General features: G+C 63.4%; 24 protein-coding genes. 18 read left to right on the forward strand and 6 right to left on the reverse strand.

The window, feature by feature from the left end:
- Positions 1-33 precede the first annotated feature (33 nt).
- The 4 genes from ACQY5B_RS15345 to ACQY5B_RS15360 all read left to right on the forward strand — a co-directional run bounded on the left by ACQY5B_RS15345 (position 34) and on the right by ACQY5B_RS15360 (position 3602).
- Complete coding sequence (locus tag ACQY5B_RS15345; RefSeq protein WP_420324595.1) at positions 34-837, forward strand: TatD family hydrolase; 804 nt, start codon at positions 34-36, stop codon at positions 835-837.
- Positions 834-1634, forward strand: a complete 801-nt coding sequence (locus tag ACQY5B_RS15350) for an MBL fold metallo-hydrolase (RefSeq protein WP_305972417.1) — start codon at positions 834-836, stop codon at positions 1632-1634. Before ACQY5B_RS15345 ends, ACQY5B_RS15350 begins: the two co-directional genes overlap by 4 nt.
- 26 nt (positions 1635-1660) lie before the next feature.
- Positions 1661-2596 (forward strand): AEC family transporter, encoded by a 936-nt coding sequence (locus tag ACQY5B_RS15355; RefSeq protein WP_420324594.1) that lies wholly within the window; start codon positions 1661-1663, stop codon positions 2594-2596.
- An 82-nt stretch (positions 2597-2678) separates the two neighbouring features.
- Positions 2679-3602, forward strand: a complete 924-nt coding sequence (locus ACQY5B_RS15360; RefSeq protein ID WP_420324593.1) for a DMT family transporter — start codon at positions 2679-2681, stop codon at positions 3600-3602.
- Positions 3603-3606: 4 nt separating this feature from the next.
- Here the strand turns inward: ACQY5B_RS15360 and ACQY5B_RS15365 are convergent, their stop codons facing one another.
- A complete protein-coding gene (locus tag ACQY5B_RS15365; RefSeq protein ID WP_420324592.1) occupies positions 3607-4170 on the reverse strand; it encodes a 5-formyltetrahydrofolate cyclo-ligase in 564 nt (187 codons plus the stop codon).
- Positions 4167-5552, reverse strand: a complete 1386-nt coding sequence (gene mgtE / locus ACQY5B_RS15370) for a magnesium transporter (RefSeq protein ID WP_305972421.1) — start codon at positions 5550-5552, stop codon at positions 4167-4169. The genes ACQY5B_RS15365 and mgtE overlap by 4 nt, the downstream gene beginning before the upstream one ends.
- A 107-nt stretch (positions 5553-5659) precedes the next feature.
- Here mgtE and guaD point away from each other — a divergent pair, with 107 nt between their 5' ends.
- A complete protein-coding gene (gene guaD / locus ACQY5B_RS15375) occupies positions 5660-6946 on the forward strand; it encodes a guanine deaminase (protein ID WP_420324591.1) in 1287 nt (428 codons plus the stop codon).
- 3 nt (positions 6947-6949) lie between these two features.
- Here guaD and ACQY5B_RS15380 read toward each other — a convergent pair whose 3' ends face one another.
- Genes ACQY5B_RS15380 through nthA form a run of 3 tightly spaced genes read right to left on the reverse strand, consistent with a single transcriptional unit; the run spans position 6950 to position 8543 of the window.
- A complete protein-coding gene (locus tag ACQY5B_RS15380) occupies positions 6950-7255 on the reverse strand; it encodes a nitrile hydratase accessory protein (protein WP_420324590.1) in 306 nt (101 codons plus the stop codon).
- On the reverse strand, positions 7252-7926 hold the full coding sequence (gene nthB / locus ACQY5B_RS15385) for a nitrile hydratase subunit beta (protein WP_420324589.1): 675 nt from the start codon (positions 7924-7926) through the stop codon (positions 7252-7254). Before nthB ends, ACQY5B_RS15380 begins: the two co-directional genes overlap by 4 nt.
- A complete protein-coding gene (gene nthA / locus ACQY5B_RS15390; RefSeq protein ID WP_420324588.1) occupies positions 7923-8543 on the reverse strand; it encodes a nitrile hydratase subunit alpha in 621 nt (206 codons plus the stop codon). Before nthA ends, nthB begins: the two co-directional genes overlap by 4 nt.
- A 127-nt stretch (positions 8544-8670) precedes the next feature.
- Between nthA and ACQY5B_RS15395 the strand changes: the two genes are divergently transcribed.
- The 5 genes from ACQY5B_RS15395 (at position 8671) to ACQY5B_RS15415 (ending at position 13321) form a co-directional block, all read left to right on the forward strand.
- A complete protein-coding gene (locus ACQY5B_RS15395) occupies positions 8671-8955 on the forward strand; it encodes a hypothetical protein (RefSeq protein WP_420324587.1) in 285 nt (94 codons plus the stop codon).
- Between the two features lie 94 nt (positions 8956-9049).
- Positions 9050-9427, forward strand: a complete 378-nt coding sequence (gene secG / locus ACQY5B_RS15400; RefSeq protein WP_420324586.1) for a preprotein translocase subunit SecG — start codon at positions 9050-9052, stop codon at positions 9425-9427.
- Between the two features lie 456 nt (positions 9428-9883).
- Entirely contained in the window at positions 9884-11527 is a 1644-nt protein-coding gene (gene pyrG, locus ACQY5B_RS15405) for a CTP synthase (protein ID WP_420324585.1), read from the forward strand.
- A gap of 13 nt (positions 11528-11540) precedes the next feature.
- Positions 11541-12449 (forward strand): FRG domain-containing protein, encoded by a 909-nt coding sequence (locus ACQY5B_RS15410; protein ID WP_420324584.1) that lies wholly within the window; start codon positions 11541-11543, stop codon positions 12447-12449.
- Positions 12450-12661: 212 nt separating this feature from the next.
- Positions 12662-13321, forward strand: coding sequence for a DUF2306 domain-containing protein (locus tag ACQY5B_RS15415; protein ID WP_420324583.1), 660 nt, complete (start codon positions 12662-12664; stop codon positions 13319-13321).
- On the opposite strand, the gene ACQY5B_RS15420 is transcribed toward ACQY5B_RS15415, so the two are convergent.
- Complete coding sequence (locus tag ACQY5B_RS15420) at positions 13302-13793, reverse strand: hypothetical protein (RefSeq protein ID WP_420324582.1); 492 nt, start codon at positions 13791-13793, stop codon at positions 13302-13304. The genes ACQY5B_RS15415 and ACQY5B_RS15420 overlap by 20 nt on opposite strands.
- A gap of 125 nt (positions 13794-13918) precedes the next feature.
- Between ACQY5B_RS15420 and ACQY5B_RS15425 the strand changes: the two genes are divergently transcribed.
- From ACQY5B_RS15425 to ACQY5B_RS15460, 8 genes are all read left to right on the forward strand, one after another.
- Positions 13919-14710 carry a 23S rRNA (adenine(2030)-N(6))-methyltransferase RlmJ gene (locus tag ACQY5B_RS15425; protein ID WP_420324581.1) on the forward strand — a complete coding sequence of 264 codons (792 nt, stop codon included), beginning with the start codon at positions 13919-13921 and terminating at the stop codon, positions 14708-14710.
- 52 nt (positions 14711-14762) lie between these two features.
- Complete coding sequence (locus ACQY5B_RS15430) at positions 14763-15206, forward strand: tellurite resistance TerB family protein (protein ID WP_305972432.1); 444 nt, start codon at positions 14763-14765, stop codon at positions 15204-15206.
- Positions 15207-15246: 40 nt separating this feature from the next.
- The gene (locus ACQY5B_RS15435; protein WP_420324580.1) at positions 15247-15684 is read left to right on the forward strand and encodes a tellurite resistance TerB family protein; all 438 of its coding nucleotides are present in this window, start codon (positions 15247-15249) and stop codon (positions 15682-15684) included.
- Positions 15684-16409, forward strand: a complete 726-nt coding sequence (locus tag ACQY5B_RS15440) for a phosphate/phosphite/phosphonate ABC transporter substrate-binding protein (RefSeq protein ID WP_420324579.1) — start codon at positions 15684-15686, stop codon at positions 16407-16409. The genes ACQY5B_RS15435 and ACQY5B_RS15440 overlap by 1 nt, the downstream gene beginning before the upstream one ends.
- Before the next feature lie 99 nt (positions 16410-16508).
- Positions 16509-17282 carry an ABC transporter ATP-binding protein gene (locus ACQY5B_RS15445; protein ID WP_305970661.1) on the forward strand — a complete coding sequence of 258 codons (774 nt, stop codon included), beginning with the start codon at positions 16509-16511 and terminating at the stop codon, positions 17280-17282.
- Positions 17283-17346: 64 nt separating this feature from the next.
- Positions 17347-18072, forward strand: coding sequence for a transporter substrate-binding domain-containing protein (locus ACQY5B_RS15450; protein WP_420324578.1), 726 nt, complete (start codon positions 17347-17349; stop codon positions 18070-18072).
- Between the two features lie 42 nt (positions 18073-18114).
- Complete coding sequence (locus ACQY5B_RS15455; RefSeq protein WP_420324577.1) at positions 18115-18996, forward strand: ABC transporter permease; 882 nt, start codon at positions 18115-18117, stop codon at positions 18994-18996.
- Positions 18993-19799, forward strand: a complete 807-nt coding sequence (locus ACQY5B_RS15460) for an ABC transporter permease (RefSeq protein WP_420324576.1) — start codon at positions 18993-18995, stop codon at positions 19797-19799. The genes ACQY5B_RS15455 and ACQY5B_RS15460 overlap by 4 nt, the downstream gene beginning before the upstream one ends.
- The last annotated feature ends 104 nt before the right edge of the window (positions 19800-19903 follow it).

Consider the following 19903-nt stretch of genomic DNA (forward strand, 5'->3'; position numbering starts at 1 on the left):
ATCCTAGATACCACCCCCAACCAAGGAGCCGTCATGACCGTTCCCGCCATTACAGACAGCCATTGCCACCTCGATTTCCCCGACTTCGACCAGGAGCGCCCCGAGGTGATCGACCGTGCCCTGCGCGCGGGCGTGCATCGCATGGTCACCATCTGCACCCGCCTCAGGAACGAACCCCAGGTCCGGGCCATCGCCGAAGCACATGCGCCGGTTTTCTACGCCGCCGGGACGCACCCGATGTCCGCCGCCGAAGAACCCCTGGCCACGGTCGATGAGCTTGTCGCCCTCGCGAAACACCCGAAATTCGTCGGCATCGGCGAAACCGGGCTGGACTATCACTACACCGCCGAAAGCGCCGATGTTCAGAAAACCAGCCTGCGCATCCATATCGAGGCAGCACAGGAAACCGGTCTGCCGCTGATCATCCATGCGCGCGACGCCGATGACGACATGGCCCGTATCCTGACGGAAGGACACAAGGTGCAGCCATACACCTGTGTCATGCACTGTTTCTCTTCCAGTGCCGCGCTCGGCAAGGCCGCGCTGGACCTTGGGTTCTACCTGTCCATGTCGGGCATTGCCGCCTTCCCCAAGTCGCAGGACCTGCGCGACATCTTTGCCAGTGCGCCGCTCGACCGGATCCTGGTGGAAACCGACAGCCCGTATCTTGCGCCCCCGCCGCATCGCGGCAAGCGCAACGAACCGGCCTATGTCGCCCATACCGCGCAGAAAGGTGCAGAGGTCTTTGGCCTGCCCTACGAGGAATTCGCCGCGCGGACAGAGGCGAATTTCGACGCGCTCTTCTCCAAGGCCGCCCGCTGGGAGCGCGCTGCATGACAGGTGAATTGCGCTTCACAATTCTTGGCTGCGGGTCTTCCGGCGGTGTGCCACGACTGGGCGGCAACTGGGGTGCCTGCGATCCGCAGAACCCCAAGAACCGCCGCCGACGCTGTTCCATGCTGGTCGAACGCGAGACGCAGGACGGCACGACCTCCGTTTTGATCGACACCACGCCCGACATGCGCGACCAGCTGCTGGACGCCGGCATCGGGCGTCTGGACGCGGTGGTCTATACCCATGCCCACGCGGATCATACCCACGGCCTGGACGACCTGCGCCAGATCGTCTTCAACACGCGAGAGCGGCTGAACGTCTGGGCCGACGGCGACACTCAGGACGATCTGTTGTCGCGCTTTGCCTATGCCTTCGTCCAGCCCGAGGGTTCACCCTATCCGCCGATCCTGAACCTGCACACGATCGATGGCCCCGTCACAATCGAGGGCGCCGGCGGGCCCGTGACCCTGACCCCGTTCGAGGTCAACCACGGCAGCATCGACGCGCTTGGCTTTCGCATCGGCGACCTGGCCTACCTGCCGGACGTGGCCACCATCCCCGACGCGGCGTGGCCGCATCTGGAAAACCTCGACTGCTGGGTGCTGGACGCGCTGCGCCGCACGCCCCACCCGACACATGCGCATCTCGACCTGGCGCTGGAATGGATCGCCCGCGCCGCCCCCCGGCGCGCGGTGCTGACCAACATGCACATCGACCTCGATTATGCCGAGGTGGAGGCGGAAACACCCGACCACGTCACGCCGGCCTATGACGGCATGATCATCCGCCATGCGATCTGAGCCCCGACGGAACAAGACGGGCTGAGATGCAGGCGCTGCTGGACATCATCCTCCCGGTCTTTCTTGTCATCGGCGCCGGGTATGCCGTGGCATGGCGCGGCTGGTTCTCGGCCTCCGGGGTGGATGGTCTGATGAACTTTACCCAGACCTTCGCCATTCCCTGCCTGCTGTTCCGCGCGATCTGGACCCTGGAACTGGGCGATGATTTCGAACCCTGGCTGCTGGTGAGCTTCTACACCGGATCGGGGGCCTGCTTTGCCGCCGGCCTGCTGGGCGCGCGTCACCTCTTTAACCGCGACTGGGAGGAATCCGTCGCCATCGGGTTCTGCTGCCTGTTCACCAACTCGGTGATGATCGGCCTGGCACTGACCGAACGCGCCTATGGCAGCGACGCCCTGCAACCCAACTATGTCATCATCGCGCTGCATTCTCCGTTCTGCTACGGCCTTGGCATCACCGCGATGGAAATCGCGCGCGCCCGTGCCGCCGGGCTGTCGAACAGGGCACTGCCCGGCAAGGTTGGCAAAGCCATGTTCCGCAATCCGCTGGTGATCGGTATTGCCCTCGGCCTTGCGGCCAATCTTTCCAACATCGACCTGCCCAGCCCCGCCAGTGACGCGCTGGACATGATGATCCAAACCGCGCTGCCCGTCGCGCTTTTTGCCACCGGCGGCATTCTGTTCCGCTATCGGCCGCAAGGCGACGGTCGGGTGATCGCCTTTATCTGCGCGATCACCCTGCTGCTGCATCCAACGATCACCTGGGTGTTGGGATCGATCACTGGCCTGGAAACGCAACCCTTCCGCTCGGCCGTTCTGACGGCTGCCATGGCGCCCGGAGTAAACATCTACGTCTTCGCGAACATGTACGGACGCGCGCGCCGCGTGGCGGCCTCTTCGGTACTGATCGCCACGGCGCTGTCGGTTGTGACGGCCTGGGTCTGGCTGACCCTGCTGCCCTGACGGCCCGGAAAAACGGGCCCGACCGCTTTGACATTCCTCGCGGGCGGTTTCTTGATTCGAGCTGACCAACGGAGGGGCCGAGATGACCACATCGCCAGACCGAACCACCATCGGTATCCTCTTCATGCTGGCCTTCTGCACCTTTGCGCCGATGATGGACGCGTTGGCCAAGGCGACCCCGGCAGAGGTACCCGTGCCGCAGATCCTGGCCTTTCGCTTTGCTATCCAGGTGGTGATCCTGATGCCGCTGGCCGCGGCCCTGGGTCACAGCCACAGGATCACACCGGGCGATCTGGCTCGTCACGTGGCCCGTGCCGCCGCGCTGCTGGCCGCCACGGGCTGCTTCTTTACTGCGCTGCGCTACATGCCCATCGCCGACGCGATCTCGATCTTTTTCGTCGAGCCTTTCGTATTGATCCTCATGGGCGCCGTCTTCCTTGGGGAACCTGTCGGCTGGCGGCGGCTGAGCGCATGCGCCGTTGGCTTTGGTGGCGCGCTATTGGTGATCCGGCCCAGCTTTTCCGACCTGGGACTGGTGGCTTTTTTGCCACTGGTGACGGCGGCGCTCTTCGCCATCTACATGCTTATGACCCGCGCGATGGCGCGGCGCCTGCATCCGCTTGTCCTGCAAGGGCACACGGCGCTGGCGGCCACGGTGCTGATCGTGCCGCCCCTGCTGCTGATGGAGGGGACGGGTAACGCGCTGTTAGATCCGGTCCGGCCACAGGGTCTAGCGATCTGGACGCTGGTCGGGGTCGGCGTGGTGGCGACGATCTCTCACCTTTTTCTGACCTATGCGCTGAGGCTGGCGCCTGCCGGGACCATCGCGCCACTGCAGTACCTGGAAATCGTCGGAGCCACGGTGATCGGCTATTTTGCATTCGGCGATTTCCCGACACCGCTGACATGGGTCGGAATCGCGGTGATCGTCGCCTCCGGGCTATACGTCTTTGAACGGGAACGGCGGCTGGAACTGCGCGCCAAGACGCCGCCGCCACCGGTCTGAGCGTTTACCGTGCCGGAGTGATGACCTCGGCCTCTGTCACGATCAGGTCCAACGGCTGGTCGGTTTCCTCCAGCGGCAAATCGGCATCCTCCTGGGCGCCGAAGGCGAAACCGATCGCCAAGGTGGGCCGCCGCGACCGCAGCATCTCCAGCGTGCGGTCATAGAACCCGCCGCCATAGCCCAGGCGCCCGCCATCGCGGGAAAAGGCGACCAGCGGCACGATCAGCACCTCCGGTTCGAAATAAACCTGGTGCTCCGGGATTTGCGCCCCGAAAGGCCCGTCGACGAGCGTGCAATCCGGCTCCCATCGCGCGAATTTCAGCGGTTGCCCCTTGGCCTGGATCACCGGCACACCGACGGGGCCATGCGCAGCGGCCTCGGCCATTGCGGGCACCGGATCGATTTCCGTGCGGATCGGCAGAAAGCCGGACAGTGGCACGCCGCGATACCCCGCGAGAACCTCGCTCAGCTTGCCCGCAGCGCCGGGCGCCTGTCCTGCAAAAGCGTCTTTCCGGCGGGCAAAGGCCGCCTTGCGCGCCGCCGCCTTGCGATCGTCCAACGTCATCATAGCAACACCAGCACTGCCAGCCCGAGAAAGGCAAAGAAACCGACCACGTCAGTCACCGTGGTCACAAAGGCGCCAGAGGCCAGCGCCGGGTCGACGCCAACCTTTTCAAGGATCACCGGGATCACGATCCCCGCCAGCCCCGCAATGACCAAATTGATGATCATGGCGGTCGCGATCACGCCGCCCAGTTGGAAAGAGCCGAACCAGATGATGCCGACAATTCCCATGATAACGGCAAAGGCCAGCCCGTTGATCAGGCCCACCGCGACCTCACGCCGGATCACCCGCCAGAGGTTGGCGCCGGTCAGGTCTTTTGTTGCCAGCGCGCGCACCGCCACGGTCAACGACTGGGTGCCAGCGTTGCCCCCCATCGACGCCACGATGGGCATCAGCACCGCCAGTGCCACTACCTGCGCGATGGCGGCCTCGAACTGGGCGATGACCAGCGAGGCCAATACCGCCGTCACAAGGTTTACCGCCAGCCAGGGGAAACGCCGTTTTGTCGTTTCGATCACCCGGTCGGAAAGGCGGCTTTCGCCGTCGACGCCTGCCAGACGCAGGATGTCTTCCTCGTTTTCCTCGTCCAGAACCGCCATCGCGTCGTCGATGGTGATGACGCCGACCAGCCGCTCATTGTCATCGACCACCGGCGCCGAGATCAGGTGGTACTGGTTGAAGGCATAGGCCACCTCGCCCTCGTCCCGCGTGACGGGGATGGTGTGAAAGGTTTCTTCGACGATGGATTTCAGCAGCACATCGCGACGCGACGACATGATCTTGCCCAACGTCACGTTGCCTACGGGCCGTAGCCGGGGATCCACCAGCACGACATGATAGAACTGTTCCGGCAGCCGGTCGGAGCTGCGCATGTAGTCGATGGCGTCACCCACGCTCCAGTGTTCGGGCGCCATGACCACCTCGCGCTGCATCAGGCGCCCGGCGGAGAATTCGGGATAGCTCAGCGACTGGCGGACCGCGGCCGCATCGCCGGCCTCCAGTGCATCCAGAATCGCGTCCTGCTGATCGCTTTCCAGATCCTCGACCAGGTCGACGACGTCATCGGTGTCCAGCTCTCGCACCGCCTCCGCCAGAACCGAGGGCGTCAGCGCGGCAAAGACCTCTTCGCGCAGCGCCTCGTCCAGTTCCGACAGGATTTCACCGTCGAATTCCTTGTCGTAGAGGCGGATCAGCCTGCCGCGATCATAGGCGTTGATCTGTTCCAGCAGGTCGGCGATGTCGGCCGCGTGCAGCGGCTCCATCAGCTCGACCAGCTGTTCCCTGTCCTCGACATCCACCGCATAAAGAATCGCCGCAACAGCCTTGCGATCCAGCGCATAGGCGTCTTCGGTCTCGGTGGTTTCTGCCTCCAGCTCTTCGGCCATGCCCTGCCCTCCACCTGTCTCAGCCCGACACTATGACAAGCTGTCGGCGGGCGACAGGGGGACTATGGCGATTTACCTTTCTTCGCGACCTGCCTAGGATTTTCTGCATGAGCAAACGTCACCTGCACCTGGGCCAGACCCTGACATTCACCGCCGATCCTCTTGTCGAAGGGCCAGGCGCCGCGCAGCACCAAAGGCATGGCGCGCTGGTGGTCGAGGACGGCGTGATCACGCAGGTCGGCGAAGCCGGGACACTGAGTGAAGGTGACTTTGCCAGCATCACGGACCACGGGCAGGCGTTGCTTTTGCCCGGCTTCGTCGATGCCCACGCGCATTACCCGCAGACCGCGATGATCGCCAGTTGGGGCAAACGGCTTATCGACTGGCTGAACACCTATACATTCCCCGAGGAAATGCGCTTTGGCGACCCGGGCTATGCCGCGGAAATCGCGGGCCGCTACCTCGATCTTCTGCTGGCGCAGGGCACAACCACGGTTTGCAGCTACTGCACGATTCATCCGGCGTCGGTGGATGCCTTTTTCGAGGCGGCAGAGGCGCGTGGCATGCGTGTCCTGGGTGGCAAGACCTGCATGGACCGAAACGCGCCGGCCGGGCTGCGCGATACCGCGCAATCCGCCTATGACGACAGCAAGACGCTGCTGGCCCGCTGGCACGGACGGGGCCGCGCCTCTTATGTCATCACCCCCCGGTTTTCGCCCACTTCGACGCCGGAACAGCTCTCGGCCCTCGGCGCGCTATGGGCTGAACATCCGGACTGCCTGATGCAGACCCACCTCAGCGAACAGACCGACGAAATCGCCTGGGTTCGATCGCTGTTTCCGCAGGCGCGTGACTACCTCGACACTTACGAAGCACACGGCCTGCTGGGCGCAAACGGACTTTACGGTCATGCCATCCACCTGGAGCCGCGCGAAAAGGACCGGCTGCGCGAAGTCGGTGCCGCACTGGTCCATTGCCCGACCTCCAACACCTTCATCGGTTCCGGCCTGTTTGACATGGACGGGATGACGCGCGCGGGCCAGCGCGTGGGGCTTGCCACCGACACCGGTGGTGGATCGTCCTTTTCCATGCTGCGCAGCATGGCGGCCGCCTACGAGATCGCCCAGTTGCGCGGGCGCGCCCTGCACCCCGCCGAACTGATCTGGTTGGCCACCACGGGCTCGGCCCGTGCGCTCCGTCTCGATGACCGCATCGGCAGCCTCGCCCCGGGGTACGAGGCCGATTTCATCGCGCTCGACCTCCCCTCGACCCCGGCCATTGCCCAGCGTAGCGCACGGGCGGGTGACATATGGGAGGCGTTGTTTCCAACGATCATGATGGGCGACGACCGCGCCATCGCGGCCACCTACGTTGCCGGGCGGCGCGTGGTCTGAGGCTCAGCCGATCCGCACGGGCTCTCCGTGCGGCGTTGCCATGTAGGCATCCTCCCAGGCGACCCGCAGCGCGCGCAGGTCCTCGGCCCCGGCGATCCCCTTCTCGGTACAGATCCGCTCCAGCGCCGCAACCCAGGCGACGAAATAGTCATCGCCGCCGTCCAGCTCTTTTGACAGGCCATGCTGCGCCAGCACCGTGCCAAAGGTCTGCGTCCATTCCGGCCATGTGAACGCCCCGCCCGCTTCAAGCGACACGGCCAGCGCAAAAGCCTGGGCATGCCAGGGCGCCTCAAAGACCGGCTCGGTCATGTCTCTAGCTCCAGGTAACTTTCCCAGAGATCGCAACTGACCGTATCCCCCGGCGCCTCCGCCGTCCCCCAGACATCGGCCGCGTCGAAAACCACGGTGTAAAGCGGTTCTGGCTGTTCGCCCAATCCATGTGCGTTTGTATCGGGAAAGACATGGCAGCCATGCACGCGTTCGACCACACCGCGCAGTCCGGCGGCATAGCCTGGCAGGCGCGTATGTCCACCCGTCACGGCCAGATTGCGCGCCGGGCGACACGTGCGCACCCGATCGCCAGGCCCAAAGCGCGACGCGGGACCGTCGCGCAAGACCGGCCCTCCGCGCGCCAACGCGCCGGCCACCGACTCGGCCCGCAGCCTGCGTTCAGCCAAGGGCGACGGCGCCGGATCGGCTCCCGCCAGTTCGTCGCGCGTGACCACACCTTGGGCCACCAGCAAGTCCGCCAGCCCGGCCAGCCATTTTTCATAGTAGGAAAACGCCAGGTAATCGGCAGGGGCAAGGCATTCACGGGCAAAGCGCGACCTGTCGAGCGTCCATTGCCCCAACGCCCCGGCCGCCAGAGTCACCGCCAGCGCGCGCCCATGCCAGTCCCTGGCAAAGACGGGTGCGTCCTTGGGCTCCGGCCGCACCGGACCGTCACCGAACCGCCCGCCCATGTCATGAACCCGGCTCATGTGGGCGCCTCCGCCAGCGCCGTGCCGATCATCGCGTCCCGGCTGACCAGCGTCGCCAATGTGCTTTCGTCCAGTCCCTCCGTCCCGACGGGGCGCATCGGCAGCACCAGGTAACGAACCTCGGCGGTCGAATCCCAGACGCGCACCCGTTGCCCCTCGGGCAAGGTCACGCCGAAATCGGCAAGCACCTTGCGCGGCTCGCGCACCGCCCTTGCCCGGTAGGCATCGGACTTGTACCAGCCCGGCGGGATCCCAAGCAGCGGCCAAGGGTAGCAACTGCACAGGGTGCAGACGACCATGTTGTGCTGTTCCGGCGTGTTCTCTACCGCGACCACATGTTCGCCTTGCCGCCCGGTGAACCCCATCTCGGCCACCGCCGCCGTCGCATCTTTCAGCAAACGCTTGCGGAAATCCGGATCGGTCCATGCCCGGGCGACCACTGCTGCGCCGTTCCTAGGGCCGACCTTGTGGGCATAGGTCTCGATGATCTCGTCCAGAGCGGCGGGATCGATCAGTCCCTTGCGTGTCAAAAGCGTTTCCAGCGCCTTCACACGCAGCTCTGGGTCAGGCGGCAAGAGACTATGCGGCGGGGCGTCGTCGGCGTGATCGTGGGGCATGTACAGAGCTTGCCCTGATGCACCCGCCCACGCAAGCATCCCGCAGGGGCGCGACCGCGCGTGACAGACACCGTCTGTTGTGCGACGGTCGCCAAAGTCTTGACCCATCGCAAGGAAACCACTTTTCATGACCAAAGCCCGTCTCGGGTCCGCCTTCGTGCTTGCCCTGACACTTGGCGCCGGACCGGCCTCTGCCGTCGTCACATTCGATCTCACGGACGCGCGGGCCGCCGAGCTGATTGCCCAGTGCGAGGCCGAGGACGGCGCACCGTGGAAACACACCAACAGCACGACCGTGGTGAACTGCTGCATCCCCGGCGAGGACTGGTGCGTGGTCTGCACGGCTGGCAGTCCGGAGGCTCCAACCGCCTGCATGTCGCTTGGCGTTCCGCCCGCGAAACCCGCAGAGTGACCGGCCAGCACCGGCTGGCTTGTGGTTTCATTGCTTGCACCGGCGCAACGCTTCGCCTACATGAGCCGAAACCGACCCAACAGGCGCAGGCCCCATGGAAAACGTCATCCTCATCGTCCACCTTCTTCTGGCTCTCGGCCTGATCGGCGTCGTGCTGCTTCAGCGCAGCGAAGGCGGCGGCCTGGGGATCGGCGGTGGTGGCGGAGCCATGAGCCAGCGTGCGCCGCTGACCGCGCTTGGCAAGCTGACCTGGATCCTTGCTGTCGGCTTTATCATCACCTCGATCACGCTGACGATCATTGCCGCCCAGAACGCCTCGGGCAGCTCCATCCTCGACCGTCTCGGAACGCAGGAGCCCGCCGCCGATGCGCCGGCGCCAGCCACCGGGCTTGATGGAATCGACCCGAACGCGCTTGTCCCCCCGCCCTCGGCGCAGGACGGCGACGCGCCCTTGGTTCCGCGCGCGGACTGACGCGACCCAAGGTATTGACGCAAAGGCGGCCTTGTTGGCCGCCTTTTTCGTTCCGCACGATCACAGCAGTCCGTCGTTCGAGTTCAGCCTGGGCTTGGCCATTGAAGGTCTCGGAAGGGATATCTCCAACGCCATGTCCTGTCTCGCGCGTGTCGGGCTGCCGCTGTTCCAACAGGCCTTTGACAGTCCGCGCAGGACCCGGATTTCAGAACGCAAGATCGCTGCCGCCCCGGGAATGCAGACCGGCGGGACCAGCGCGACACAGCGCCAGACCGCCTACAAGCCCTTGCAGATTGCCCATGGTGCGCAACAGCATCTAGCGGTCATCTGGACAAATCCGCGCGAATCCACTATGTGTCAAATCCCGTGTTGCAGCTGGTGCCACATCCGGTACAAGCCGCGTCTAAACTTGCAGGAACGCAGGCAATTGCCTGCAAAAATCACGGGGTTACCCAGATGGCGCGCTTCATCTTCATCACCGGCGGTGTGGTCTCTTCGCTTGGCAAGGGGCTGGCTTCCGCTGCCCTTGGCGCTCTTCTCCAGGCACGCGGCTTTTCGGTCCGCCTGCGCAAGCTGGACCCCTATCTGAACGTCGATCCCGGTACGATGTCGCCCTTTGAACATGGCGAGGTCTTTGTCACCGACGATGGCGCGGAAACCGATCTCGACCTGGGGCATTACGAACGCTTTACCGGCGTCCCCGCGCGCAAGACCGATTCCATCTCCTCGGGCCGCGTCTATACCAACGTGCTGGAGAAGGAGCGCCGCGGCGACTACCTCGGCAAGACCATTCAGGTCATTCCCCACGTCACCGACGAGATCAAGAACTTCATCTCCATCGGCGAGGACGAGGTCGATTTCATGCTCTGCGAGATCGGCGGCACCGTCGGCGACATCGAGGGCCTGCCCTTCTTCGAGGCGATCCGCCAATTTTCCCAGGACAAGCCGCGCGGCCAATGTGTCTTCATGCACCTCACCCTGCTGCCCTGGATCAAGGCCAGCGGCGAATTGAAGACCAAGCCGACCCAGCACTCCGTCAAGGAGCTGCGGTCGATCGGCCTTGCGCCCGATATCTTGGTCTGCCGGTCCGAAGGCCCGATCCCGCAGAAAGAGCGCGAGAAGCTGGCACTGTTCTGCAACGTCCGCCCCGACAGCGTGATCGCCGCGCAGGACCTGCCGTCGATCTACGACGCGCCGCTGGCCTATCACCGCGAGGGGATGGACCAGGCCGTCCTGGACGCCTTCCAGATCAGCCCGGCGCCCAAGCCCGACCTGTCGAAATGGGAGGATGTCAGCGACCGGATCCACAACCCCGAGGGCGAGGTCAACGTCGCCATCGTCGGCAAATACGTCCAGCTGGAGGACGCCTATAAATCCATCGCCGAGGCGCTGACCCACGGCGGCATGGCGAACCGGGTCAAGGTACGGGTCGAATGGGTCGATGCCGAGATTTTCGACCGCGAGGACCCAGCGCCGCACCTGGAGAAATTCGACGCCATCCTCGTCCCCGGCGGCTTTGGCGAGCGCGGGACCGAAGGCAAGATCAAGGCGGCGCAATTCGCCCGCGAGCACAAGGTGCCTTACCTCGGCATCTGCCTTGGGATGCAGATGGCGGTGATCGAGGCCGCGCGCAATGTCGCCGGGGTCGCCAAGGCGGGCTCCGAGGAATTTGACCACGAGGCTGGGGAAAGGCGTTTCGAACCCGTGGTTTATCACCTCAAGGAATGGGTGCAGGGCAACGAGAAGGTCAACCGCCGCCCGGACGATGCCAAGGGCGGCACGATGCGGCTGGGCGCCTATGACGCCGTGCTGACCGAAGGCTCGAAGGTGGCGGGGGTCTATGGCAAGACGGCCATCGACGAACGCCACCGCCACCGCTACGAGGTCGACATCAAGTACCGCGAGCAGTTGGAAACCAGCGGTCTGTGCTTCTCGGGCATGTCCCCGGATGGCAAGCTGCCAGAAATCGTGGAATGGCCCGACCACCCCTGGTTCATCGGCGTACAGTTCCACCCCGAGCTGAAGTCGAAACCCTTTGACCCGCATCCGCTGTTCAGGGATTTTGTGCGGGCGGCGAAAGAGGTGTCGAGGTTGGTTTGATGGGGGTGGGAAGATGCCTAAAGGAATAACCTCACTTACGGGCTACATTCGGAAACTCGAAAAGCTTCGTGAAGAAAAATCAGGCGATCTATTCTTTCGTGGCCACTCAAGCCACAAATTCCTTTCTAAACCTTCTGTATTCAGGCATGCTGGACTGAAGGGCCATGAACGCGACATGCTTCTCGACCTGATCTCGGAAAGCCCCAGAGAGTTTGACAGCGATAGCTTGACCTTTGACAAATTAGTAAGAGCGCAGCACTACGGAATCCCCACGCGCTTACTAGACGTAACGTCAAATCCATTGATGGCACTTTATTTCGCCTGTGAAAATTGCTCGGACGACAGAGGGCAGGTAATTGTTTATGAAATTCCAAGAAGCCAAGTAAAATTCTTTCCTAGCGACGCCGTCAGCTGCAAAGCGAACTTGGCTCTGCTGACCGAGAATGAACGGCAAGAGCTTAGAAAAAACATTACATCAGGACTTACAAAAACTTATGGGAAAAAGAGAGGGCCCGCAGCCCTCAACACCCGAAGGAAAACCAACCCTGACAAGTATCGAGATTTCATAGATCACTGGAATACATACCCCTCATCAAAAAGGTTAGCCCAGTTTATTAAAGAAGAAAAGCCCTATTTCGAGAACAGAATTGATCCAATTGACATCCTATCGATCCAAGCAGTTATTCCAAAGAAAAATAATGCTCGGATTAGCGCGCAAGCCGGCGCCTTTTTGATGTTTGGGTTGCTGGAGGATTTTTCAGAAAAGACCGCCAAAGACATAGAGAGATCTGTCATAGATATCACTCCATCAAAGAAGAAAGAAATTTTACAGTCACTGTCCGCCGTAGGCATTCACGAAGACACTGTTTATCCAGAACTAGACCGGCTGGCTTCCAAAATAAAGAAACGTTTTCAAAATTAAACCTTAGTTCGGGTGAAAATTCACTTGTTGGTTCCGGCCACCCAAGCAGCGCAAGCGCCGACCCGCGGGGTAGCGCTGCGACACTTGAACGTATTCACTTTTTCGGGACACAGGCGAAGTAGCATCACAGTCATCCACAAGACCAACCAAAGCGCCGCCCCGGAGCTTCGCGCCCCCTTCCCGCCCCACCCAATCCGCCCTACCCTTTCGCGATGATCCGCCGCGCCCTGCCCTCTGTCCTGCTGATCCTTCTGGCCCTGATGGTGCTGCCCTTTGCCTGGCACGCGCTCACCCGGCCGGTGCTGGCGCTGCAAGGCGCGCCCGAGGCGCTGGGGCGGCTGTTTCATCCCGGCGCACTTCTCTCGAACCTTGCGATCTACGCCCACATGATCAGCGGCGCGATCATCACCGCCACCGTGCCGCTACAGATCCTGCCCATGATCCGCCACCGGGCGCCGCGTTTGCATCGGCTCTCGGGCTATACGCTGGCTACGACCGCCGTGTTCACCGGCCTCGCGGGCCTGCTCTATATCGCGCTGCAGGGCACCATCGGCGGCGCCTGGATGTCAGGCTGGTTCGCGCTTTATGGCGTGCTGATAATCCTCGCCGCGGCCAACACCGTCTATTATGCCATCGACAAGGACGTGACCCGACACCGCCGCTGGGCGTTGCGGCTGATGGTGCTGGCGGTGGGCTCCTACCTCTATCGCCTGCACTACGGGCTGTGGTTCGCCGCGACGGGCGGCATCGGGGTGGACGACTTTTATGGCCCCTTCGACCGCGCGATGGTCTGGGCCTTCTACCTGCCCTACCTCGCGCTTTTGGAACTCTGGTTTCTGGGTGAACGTCGCCTCAGCCGAAAACCAGCGTGAGGATACAGTCCCAGCCGCTCTCTGCCGTGCCCGCAGCGCAGAACCCCGTCCCGATCCGCCCCGCCATCATGTAGAGCATCCCGGCAAAGGCCGCCCCATGCGTGACCCAGACCAGGCGAGGACGGTTGTCCTGCGCAGTTCGGATCAGCGCCCCGTTGATGTCCGGAAAGGACCGGTTCAGACGCCGGAACTCACGGCTCATGGTGATGGCGATGTCATAGTGCTGCCGCAGGGCCTGCCCATTTACATAGGTGAAAAAGGCGACGGCCAGCACGAACATCCCGGCGAAACTGCCCCCCATCTCGCCCTGGTAGAAATGCAGGAATCCGAAAATCGGGATGTAGGAGGTCAGGAACATGCCCCAGATGAAATCGATCTTTTGCCAGATCATGACATAGACGCGCAGGTATTCCAGCAGCTCCTTTTCCCGCGCCTCGCGGTCGACCACACCCTGCGCGCCGCTCTGTGCCATTCACTCCGCCTCATCAGGACCCTCGGGGTCATCACCCCCTATGTGATACCGGGTTGCAGGTGATGCGCAAGCGGCCAGCCCCAATGGCCCTTGCCAGCCCCGCCGCAAACTCTTAGGCCGCTCGCATGCTGTCCTATCAACATGCCTATCATGCCGGGAACCTTGCCGACGTGCACAAGCACGCGGCGCTGGCGTGGATGCTGGACTACCTGATCCACAAGCCGAAACCGTTGAGCTACATCGAGACGCACGCCGGGCGCGGGCTCTACGACCTTGAAGGGGCCGAAGCGGTCAAGACAGGCGAGGCCGCGCAGGGGATCGCCCGCGCCAAAAACTGGTTTGGCGCGGATCATCCCTATGCCCGGGCACTGAAAACGGTGCGGGACGAAAGGGGGCCCTCTGCCTATCCCGGCTCTCCGCTGATCGCACAAAGCCTGTTGCGCGAAGACGATCGGCTGCACCTGGCCGAACTGCATCCCCAAGAGCACGAGGCATTGTCCAGTGCTGTGCGGGCGCCGAACACGCGCGTCTACAGGCAGGACGGCTACGAGATGGCGCAAAGCCTCTGCCCGCCGACCCCGCGGCGCGGTCTGATGCTGATCGACCCAAGCTGGGAGGTGAAAGCCGATTACGCCAGCGTCCCCCGGACCATGCAGGCCCTCGCGCGGAAATGGAACGTGGGCATCCTGGTGCTCTGGTATCCACTGCTGCGGGACGGGACACATGTGCCCATGCTGCGCCAGCTCGAGGACGAGTTCCCCGCGGCCCTGCGCCACGAAGTCCGCTTTCCACCCGCCCGGGACGGACACCGCATGATCGGCTCCGGCCTTTTTGTCGTGAACCCGCCGTGGGGGCTGGACGCGGCACTGAAACCACTCTCGTCCCAATTCGCCAAGACCGGCTCAACGGGCAGGTGACGCGACCTCTGGCGTCATGCTACGCCATTGCCGAACCATCAGGAGGCCGGCCATGTTCGAGCGGTTGAAAGCCTTTTTCCACCACGGTCCGCGCCAGCCAGCACCGCTGCCGGAACCGGATGCCAAGCTGGCGCTTGGCACGCTGCTGGTGCGCGTCGCGCGGGCGGACGACACCTATCTCTTCGAGGAAATCAGCCAGATCGACCGGACCCTGTCGACGGCGTTCGGACTGAACCCGGTGGAAGCCGCAAAGATGCGCGCCACCTGCGAAAGGCTGGCCCGCGAGATCAAGGACGACGCGAGGATGACGGCGCTGATCCGCGAAAACGTGGACTATGCCCACCGCGTCGAAACCGTGCAGGCGTTATGGCAGGTGGCCTGGGCGGACGGAATCACCGACGCCCGCGAGGCCGCGCTGGTGAACCTGGTCGAAGAGGCGCTTGGCGTCGCACCACATGACAACGAGGCGGCGCGCAGTGCGGCCGTGATCCCCTGAGGAATTGTGCCCGCCCGAAACCGGGCTTATATCCCCGACCATGTTCGCAGATTTCCTCAAGCGCCTGACGGCGACCGATCCCACCCCACTTCCCGACGAGGACGCACGGCTCGCGCTCACCGCGCTGCTGGTCCGCGTCGCCCGGTCCGACGGCACCTTCGATGACAGCGAAAGGGACCGTATCGACCGGATCATCGCCACCCGTTACGGCCTTTCGCCCTTCGAGGCTGCGCGTCTGCGCTCCGAGGGCGAGGGGCTGGAATCCGAGGCGCCGGACACCGTGCGCTTTACCCGCGCGATCAAGGATGCCGTCCCCTACGAGGACCGTATCGCAGTGATCGAGGCGCTCTGGCAGGTGGTGCTGGCCGATGGCGTGCGCGAGGCCGAGGAAGACGCGCTGCTCAGGCTTGTGTCCAATCTCCTGGGGATCAACGACCGTGACAGCGCCCTGGCACGGCAACGGGTCGAGAAGAAGTAATGATTGCCAGCCTTCCGATGTACTGGTGGCCCGAAAACGCCACCGCCTGGTCACGATTCTGGGATGACATGCGTGCGCGCCTGCCCCAATTGCCCCCGATCACTCCACCCGAGGATCTGCCTGCCGACTGGTACGCGCACTGGGGCGCCCCTGACCTGGTCCTGTCCCATGTCTGCGGCCTGCCTTTTGCGACCACCTTCGCCGAACGGGTCACTTATGTCGCCTCGATCGACTTTGCCCTGCCGGACACGCCCCCCGGCTGGTATCATTCGGTCGTCGTCACCCGGCCCGACGATGCCCGCGCTCGTTCGGAACTACGGCTTGCCTACAATTCCGCTGACAGCCAGTCAGGGTGGGGCAGCACCCGCGGCCATAACTTTGCAGGATACCTCGAAACCGGGGCGCACCGTGCCTCTGCCACCGCGGTGGCCGAAGGCCGGGCCGATGTCGCCTACATCGACGCGGTCAGCTGGCGTATCCTGGAACAGGTTGCGCCCGATGTCGCGGCGTCACTGGAGGTCATCGACCGCAGCGCGCCGACACCCGGTCTGGCCCTGATTGCGGCACCCGGCACGGATCCGGCGCCCTTGCGAGAGGCCTTCGCCGCCTCGCTGGACGCGCTGGCAGACGAGGACCGGCGGATCATGGGCGGCCCGGTCGGACTGGCCCAGGTCGGGGCCGAGAGCTATCGCAGCCTGCCCCTTGCGGCGCCGATGCCCGCCTGACCGAAGGTCAGAACAGGACTTTTTGCCCTTGGCCCCCTTGCCAAGCCCGCAGGTTTGCGCGTTGATACCGGGCATCCTGCGATCTGCCCGAGGCTCCGCTTGTCCGACACGCCCGTCATCGAAATCCGCAACCTGCACAAGGCCTATGGCTCTCTTGAAGTTCTCAAGGGAGTCGACATCACGGCCCGCAAGGGCGACGTGGTCTCGCTGATCGGATCTTCCGGTTCGGGCAAATCCACGCTGCTGCGTTGCTGCAACCTTCTGGAAGACAGCCAACAGGGCGACATCCTCTTCAAGGGCGAACCCGTCCACTGGAAAGGCGAAGGCCACAACCGCCGCCCGGCGGATGCCAAGCAAGTGCTGCGTATCCGCACGAACCTGTCGATGGTGTTCCAGCAGTTCAACCTGTGGGCCCATATGACCATCCTGCAGAACGTGATGGAGGCGCCGGTCACGGTGCTGGGCCGCGACCGGGCGCAGGTGGAAAAGGCCGCGCGCGGGTACCTGGACAAGGTGGGCATTGGCGACAAATGCGACGTCTACCCGGCGCAACTGTCGGGTGGCCAGCAACAGCGCGCCGCCATTGCCCGCGCGCTCTGCATGGAGCCGGAGGCGCTGCTCTTCGACGAACCGACCAGCGCGCTGGATCCGGAACTGGAGCAGGAAGTGGTGCGGGTGATCAAGTCGCTCGCACAGGAAGGGCGCACGATGCTGATCGTGACCCACGACATGAAGATGGCCTCTGATGTCAGTGACCACGTGGTGTTCCTGCACCAGGGACTGATTGAGGAACAGGGCCCGCCGGAAACGCTCTTCGGCGCGCCGAAATCGGAACGGCTGCAGGGGTTCCTGAAGTCGACCGTTCATGCCTAGGCCAAAAGGGCCAGCATCCTAAAATCGGCGGGACAGCCGCCAGAACCTACCAGGGAGTAACGACATGAAAAAGCTTCTGATCGGAACCGCGGCACTTGCGATGCTCGCCGGTGCGGCCTTCGCGGAAAGCCATTCGGTGGTCCGCCTCGGCACCGAGGGCGCCTATCCTCCGTACAACTACATCGACGACGACGGCGAAGTGGCCGGCTTCGAGCGCGAGCTTGGAGATGAGCTGTGCAAGCGCGCGGAACTGACCTGCGAATGGGTCACGAACGAGTGGGATTCGATCATCCCTAACCTCGTCTCCGGCAACTACGACGCCATCATCGCCGGCATGTCGATCACCGAAGAGCGTGACGAAGTTATCGACTTCACCCAGAACTACACCCAGCCCGACCCGTCCGCCTTCCTGGCGATGGAAGGCATGGAACTCGACATGGAGGGCGGCATCTTCGCGGCTCAGGCAGGCACGATCCAGGCCTCGTACATCGCCGAGATGGGCGCAACGCTGGTCGAATTCGCCACGCCTGACGAAACAATCGCCGCCGTGCGCAACGGCGAGGCGGACGCGGTTCTGGCCGACAAGGCCTACCTGGCACCCATCGCCGAGGAAAGCGCGGACCTTGCCTTTGTGGGTGAGGACATCCTGATCGGCGGCGGCATCGGCCTTGGCCTGCGCGAAAGCGATGGCGAACTGCGCGAGAAGTTCGACGCGGCGATCCAGTCGATGAAAGACGACGGTTCGCTGAATGCGCTGATCGAGAAATGGGAACTCGGCGCAACGTTCTGAAAAGGTGGGGCGGGGTAATCTCCCGCCCCGTCAGGTTCCGCGATGTTCGGTTTTTGCACTGACCCCGATACGCTCTCCGGCCTGAGCTGGATGGCCTGCTACCTGACCACGGGCAAGCACATGGCCATCTACTGGTCGGTGGGCACGGTCCTGCTGCTGCTGGCGATCACCGCGCCGGCCGCGCTGGCCTTCGGCTTTGCCGGGGCGTCGGCGGCGCGGTCGCGCATCCTGCCGCTCAGCTGGCTGGGGCGCGGCTATATCGCAATTGTCCGCGGCGTGCCGGACATCGCCTTTTTCCTGTTCTTCGTCATCGCCCTGGACCAGTTCTTTGAATGGATCCGGCACAAGGCGAAATGCCCCGACTGGGATCAGCCGATCCGGCAGGGCAATGATTTCGTGGTCTGCGCCGAGGCCAAGCTGCCCCTGGGCAACGCCGCGCAATGGGTCCATGAAACCTACGGCTTCTTCCTGGCGGTTCTGACATTTGCCATTGTTTTCGGGGCCTTCGCGGCGAACGTCCTGTTCGGCGCCATGCGGGCCGTGCCGCGTGCCCAGATGGAAACGGCCGAGGCCTATGGCATGAGTCCGCGCCAGTGCTACTGGCGCATCCTGGTGCCGCAGATGTGGGTCTATGCCCTGCCCGGCCTGTCGAACCTCTGGATGGTGCTGATCAAGGCGACACCACTGCTGTTCCTGCTGGGGGTCGAGGATATCGTCTACTGGGCACGCGAACTGGGCGGCGCCAAGACGGCGCGGTTCACCGACTACCCCCATGCCGACTGGCGCATGTGGTATTTCCTGGCGCTGCTGGTTTTCTACCTGATGTTCACGCGGGTGTCCGAAATCGTGCTGGACCGGATCATGAAGCGGCTGACCCACGGCCAGGCGACCTCGGGCGGTGAAGCGCAGAGGAAGGCGGCATGAGCTGTTTGCAGACCATCGCCGACTATGGCCTGCGCTCCATCGGGATCGGCGAGCGGCTGTTGCCGCGCGAGGATTTCACGCTGTGCCAGCAGTTCACCCTGATCGGCTCGGGGATGATCTGGAACGTCTATTTCGGGCTCATCGCGCTCTTGACCGGGTTCTTCCTGGCCACGGCGGTGGCCCTGGGAAAGGCCTCTTCGAACCCGCTGGCGCGCAAACCGTCGGAGTGGTTCATATTTGTCTTTCGTGGCAGCCCCTTGTTTATCCAGTTCTTTTTTGCCTATTTCGCGTTCCTCAGCCTGAAATCCGTCTCGCCCGTCTTTGATCCCCTCACCTCGGCCTGGCTGGGGGCGGCGATCGTCCTGTTCCTGAACACCGCCGCCTATTCCGGAGAGATCTTCTACGGCGCGCTGCTGTCGATCCCCAAGGGTGACACGGAAGCGGCGGATGCCTACGGGTTCTCGGGGCTTACCAAGTTCCGCAAGATCACTTGGCCCACGATGTTGCGGCTGGCCTGGCCTGCCTACACGAACGAGGCGATCTTTCTCTTTCATGCCACGACATTGGTCTATTTCTCGGGCTTTCCGGCCTGGCGGCAAAAGGGCGACGCGCTGTATTACGCCAACTATTTTGCCGACAAGACCTTCAACCCCTTCGTGCCCTACCCCATCCTGGCCGGGTATTTCATCCTTGTCACGCTGGTCATCATCTCGGTCTTCGGGCTGGTGAACCGGCGATTGAACCGGCACCTGCCGCAGGAGGTCCGGGGCCGGTTGAAGATGCGGATGAACCTGATCCGCTGAGGCTCTGGCTGTGTACGTTTTGTACAAAACGTACGTCGATTCCGGCAAAACGTACAAACGCGCAAGAAACGGTTAATCCTGCCCGAAACACGCCCGCGAGACAG

It is taken from the genome of Antarctobacter sp., from assembly GCF_965277915.1.
GTDB lineage: Bacteria > Pseudomonadota > Alphaproteobacteria > Rhodobacterales > Rhodobacteraceae > Antarctobacter.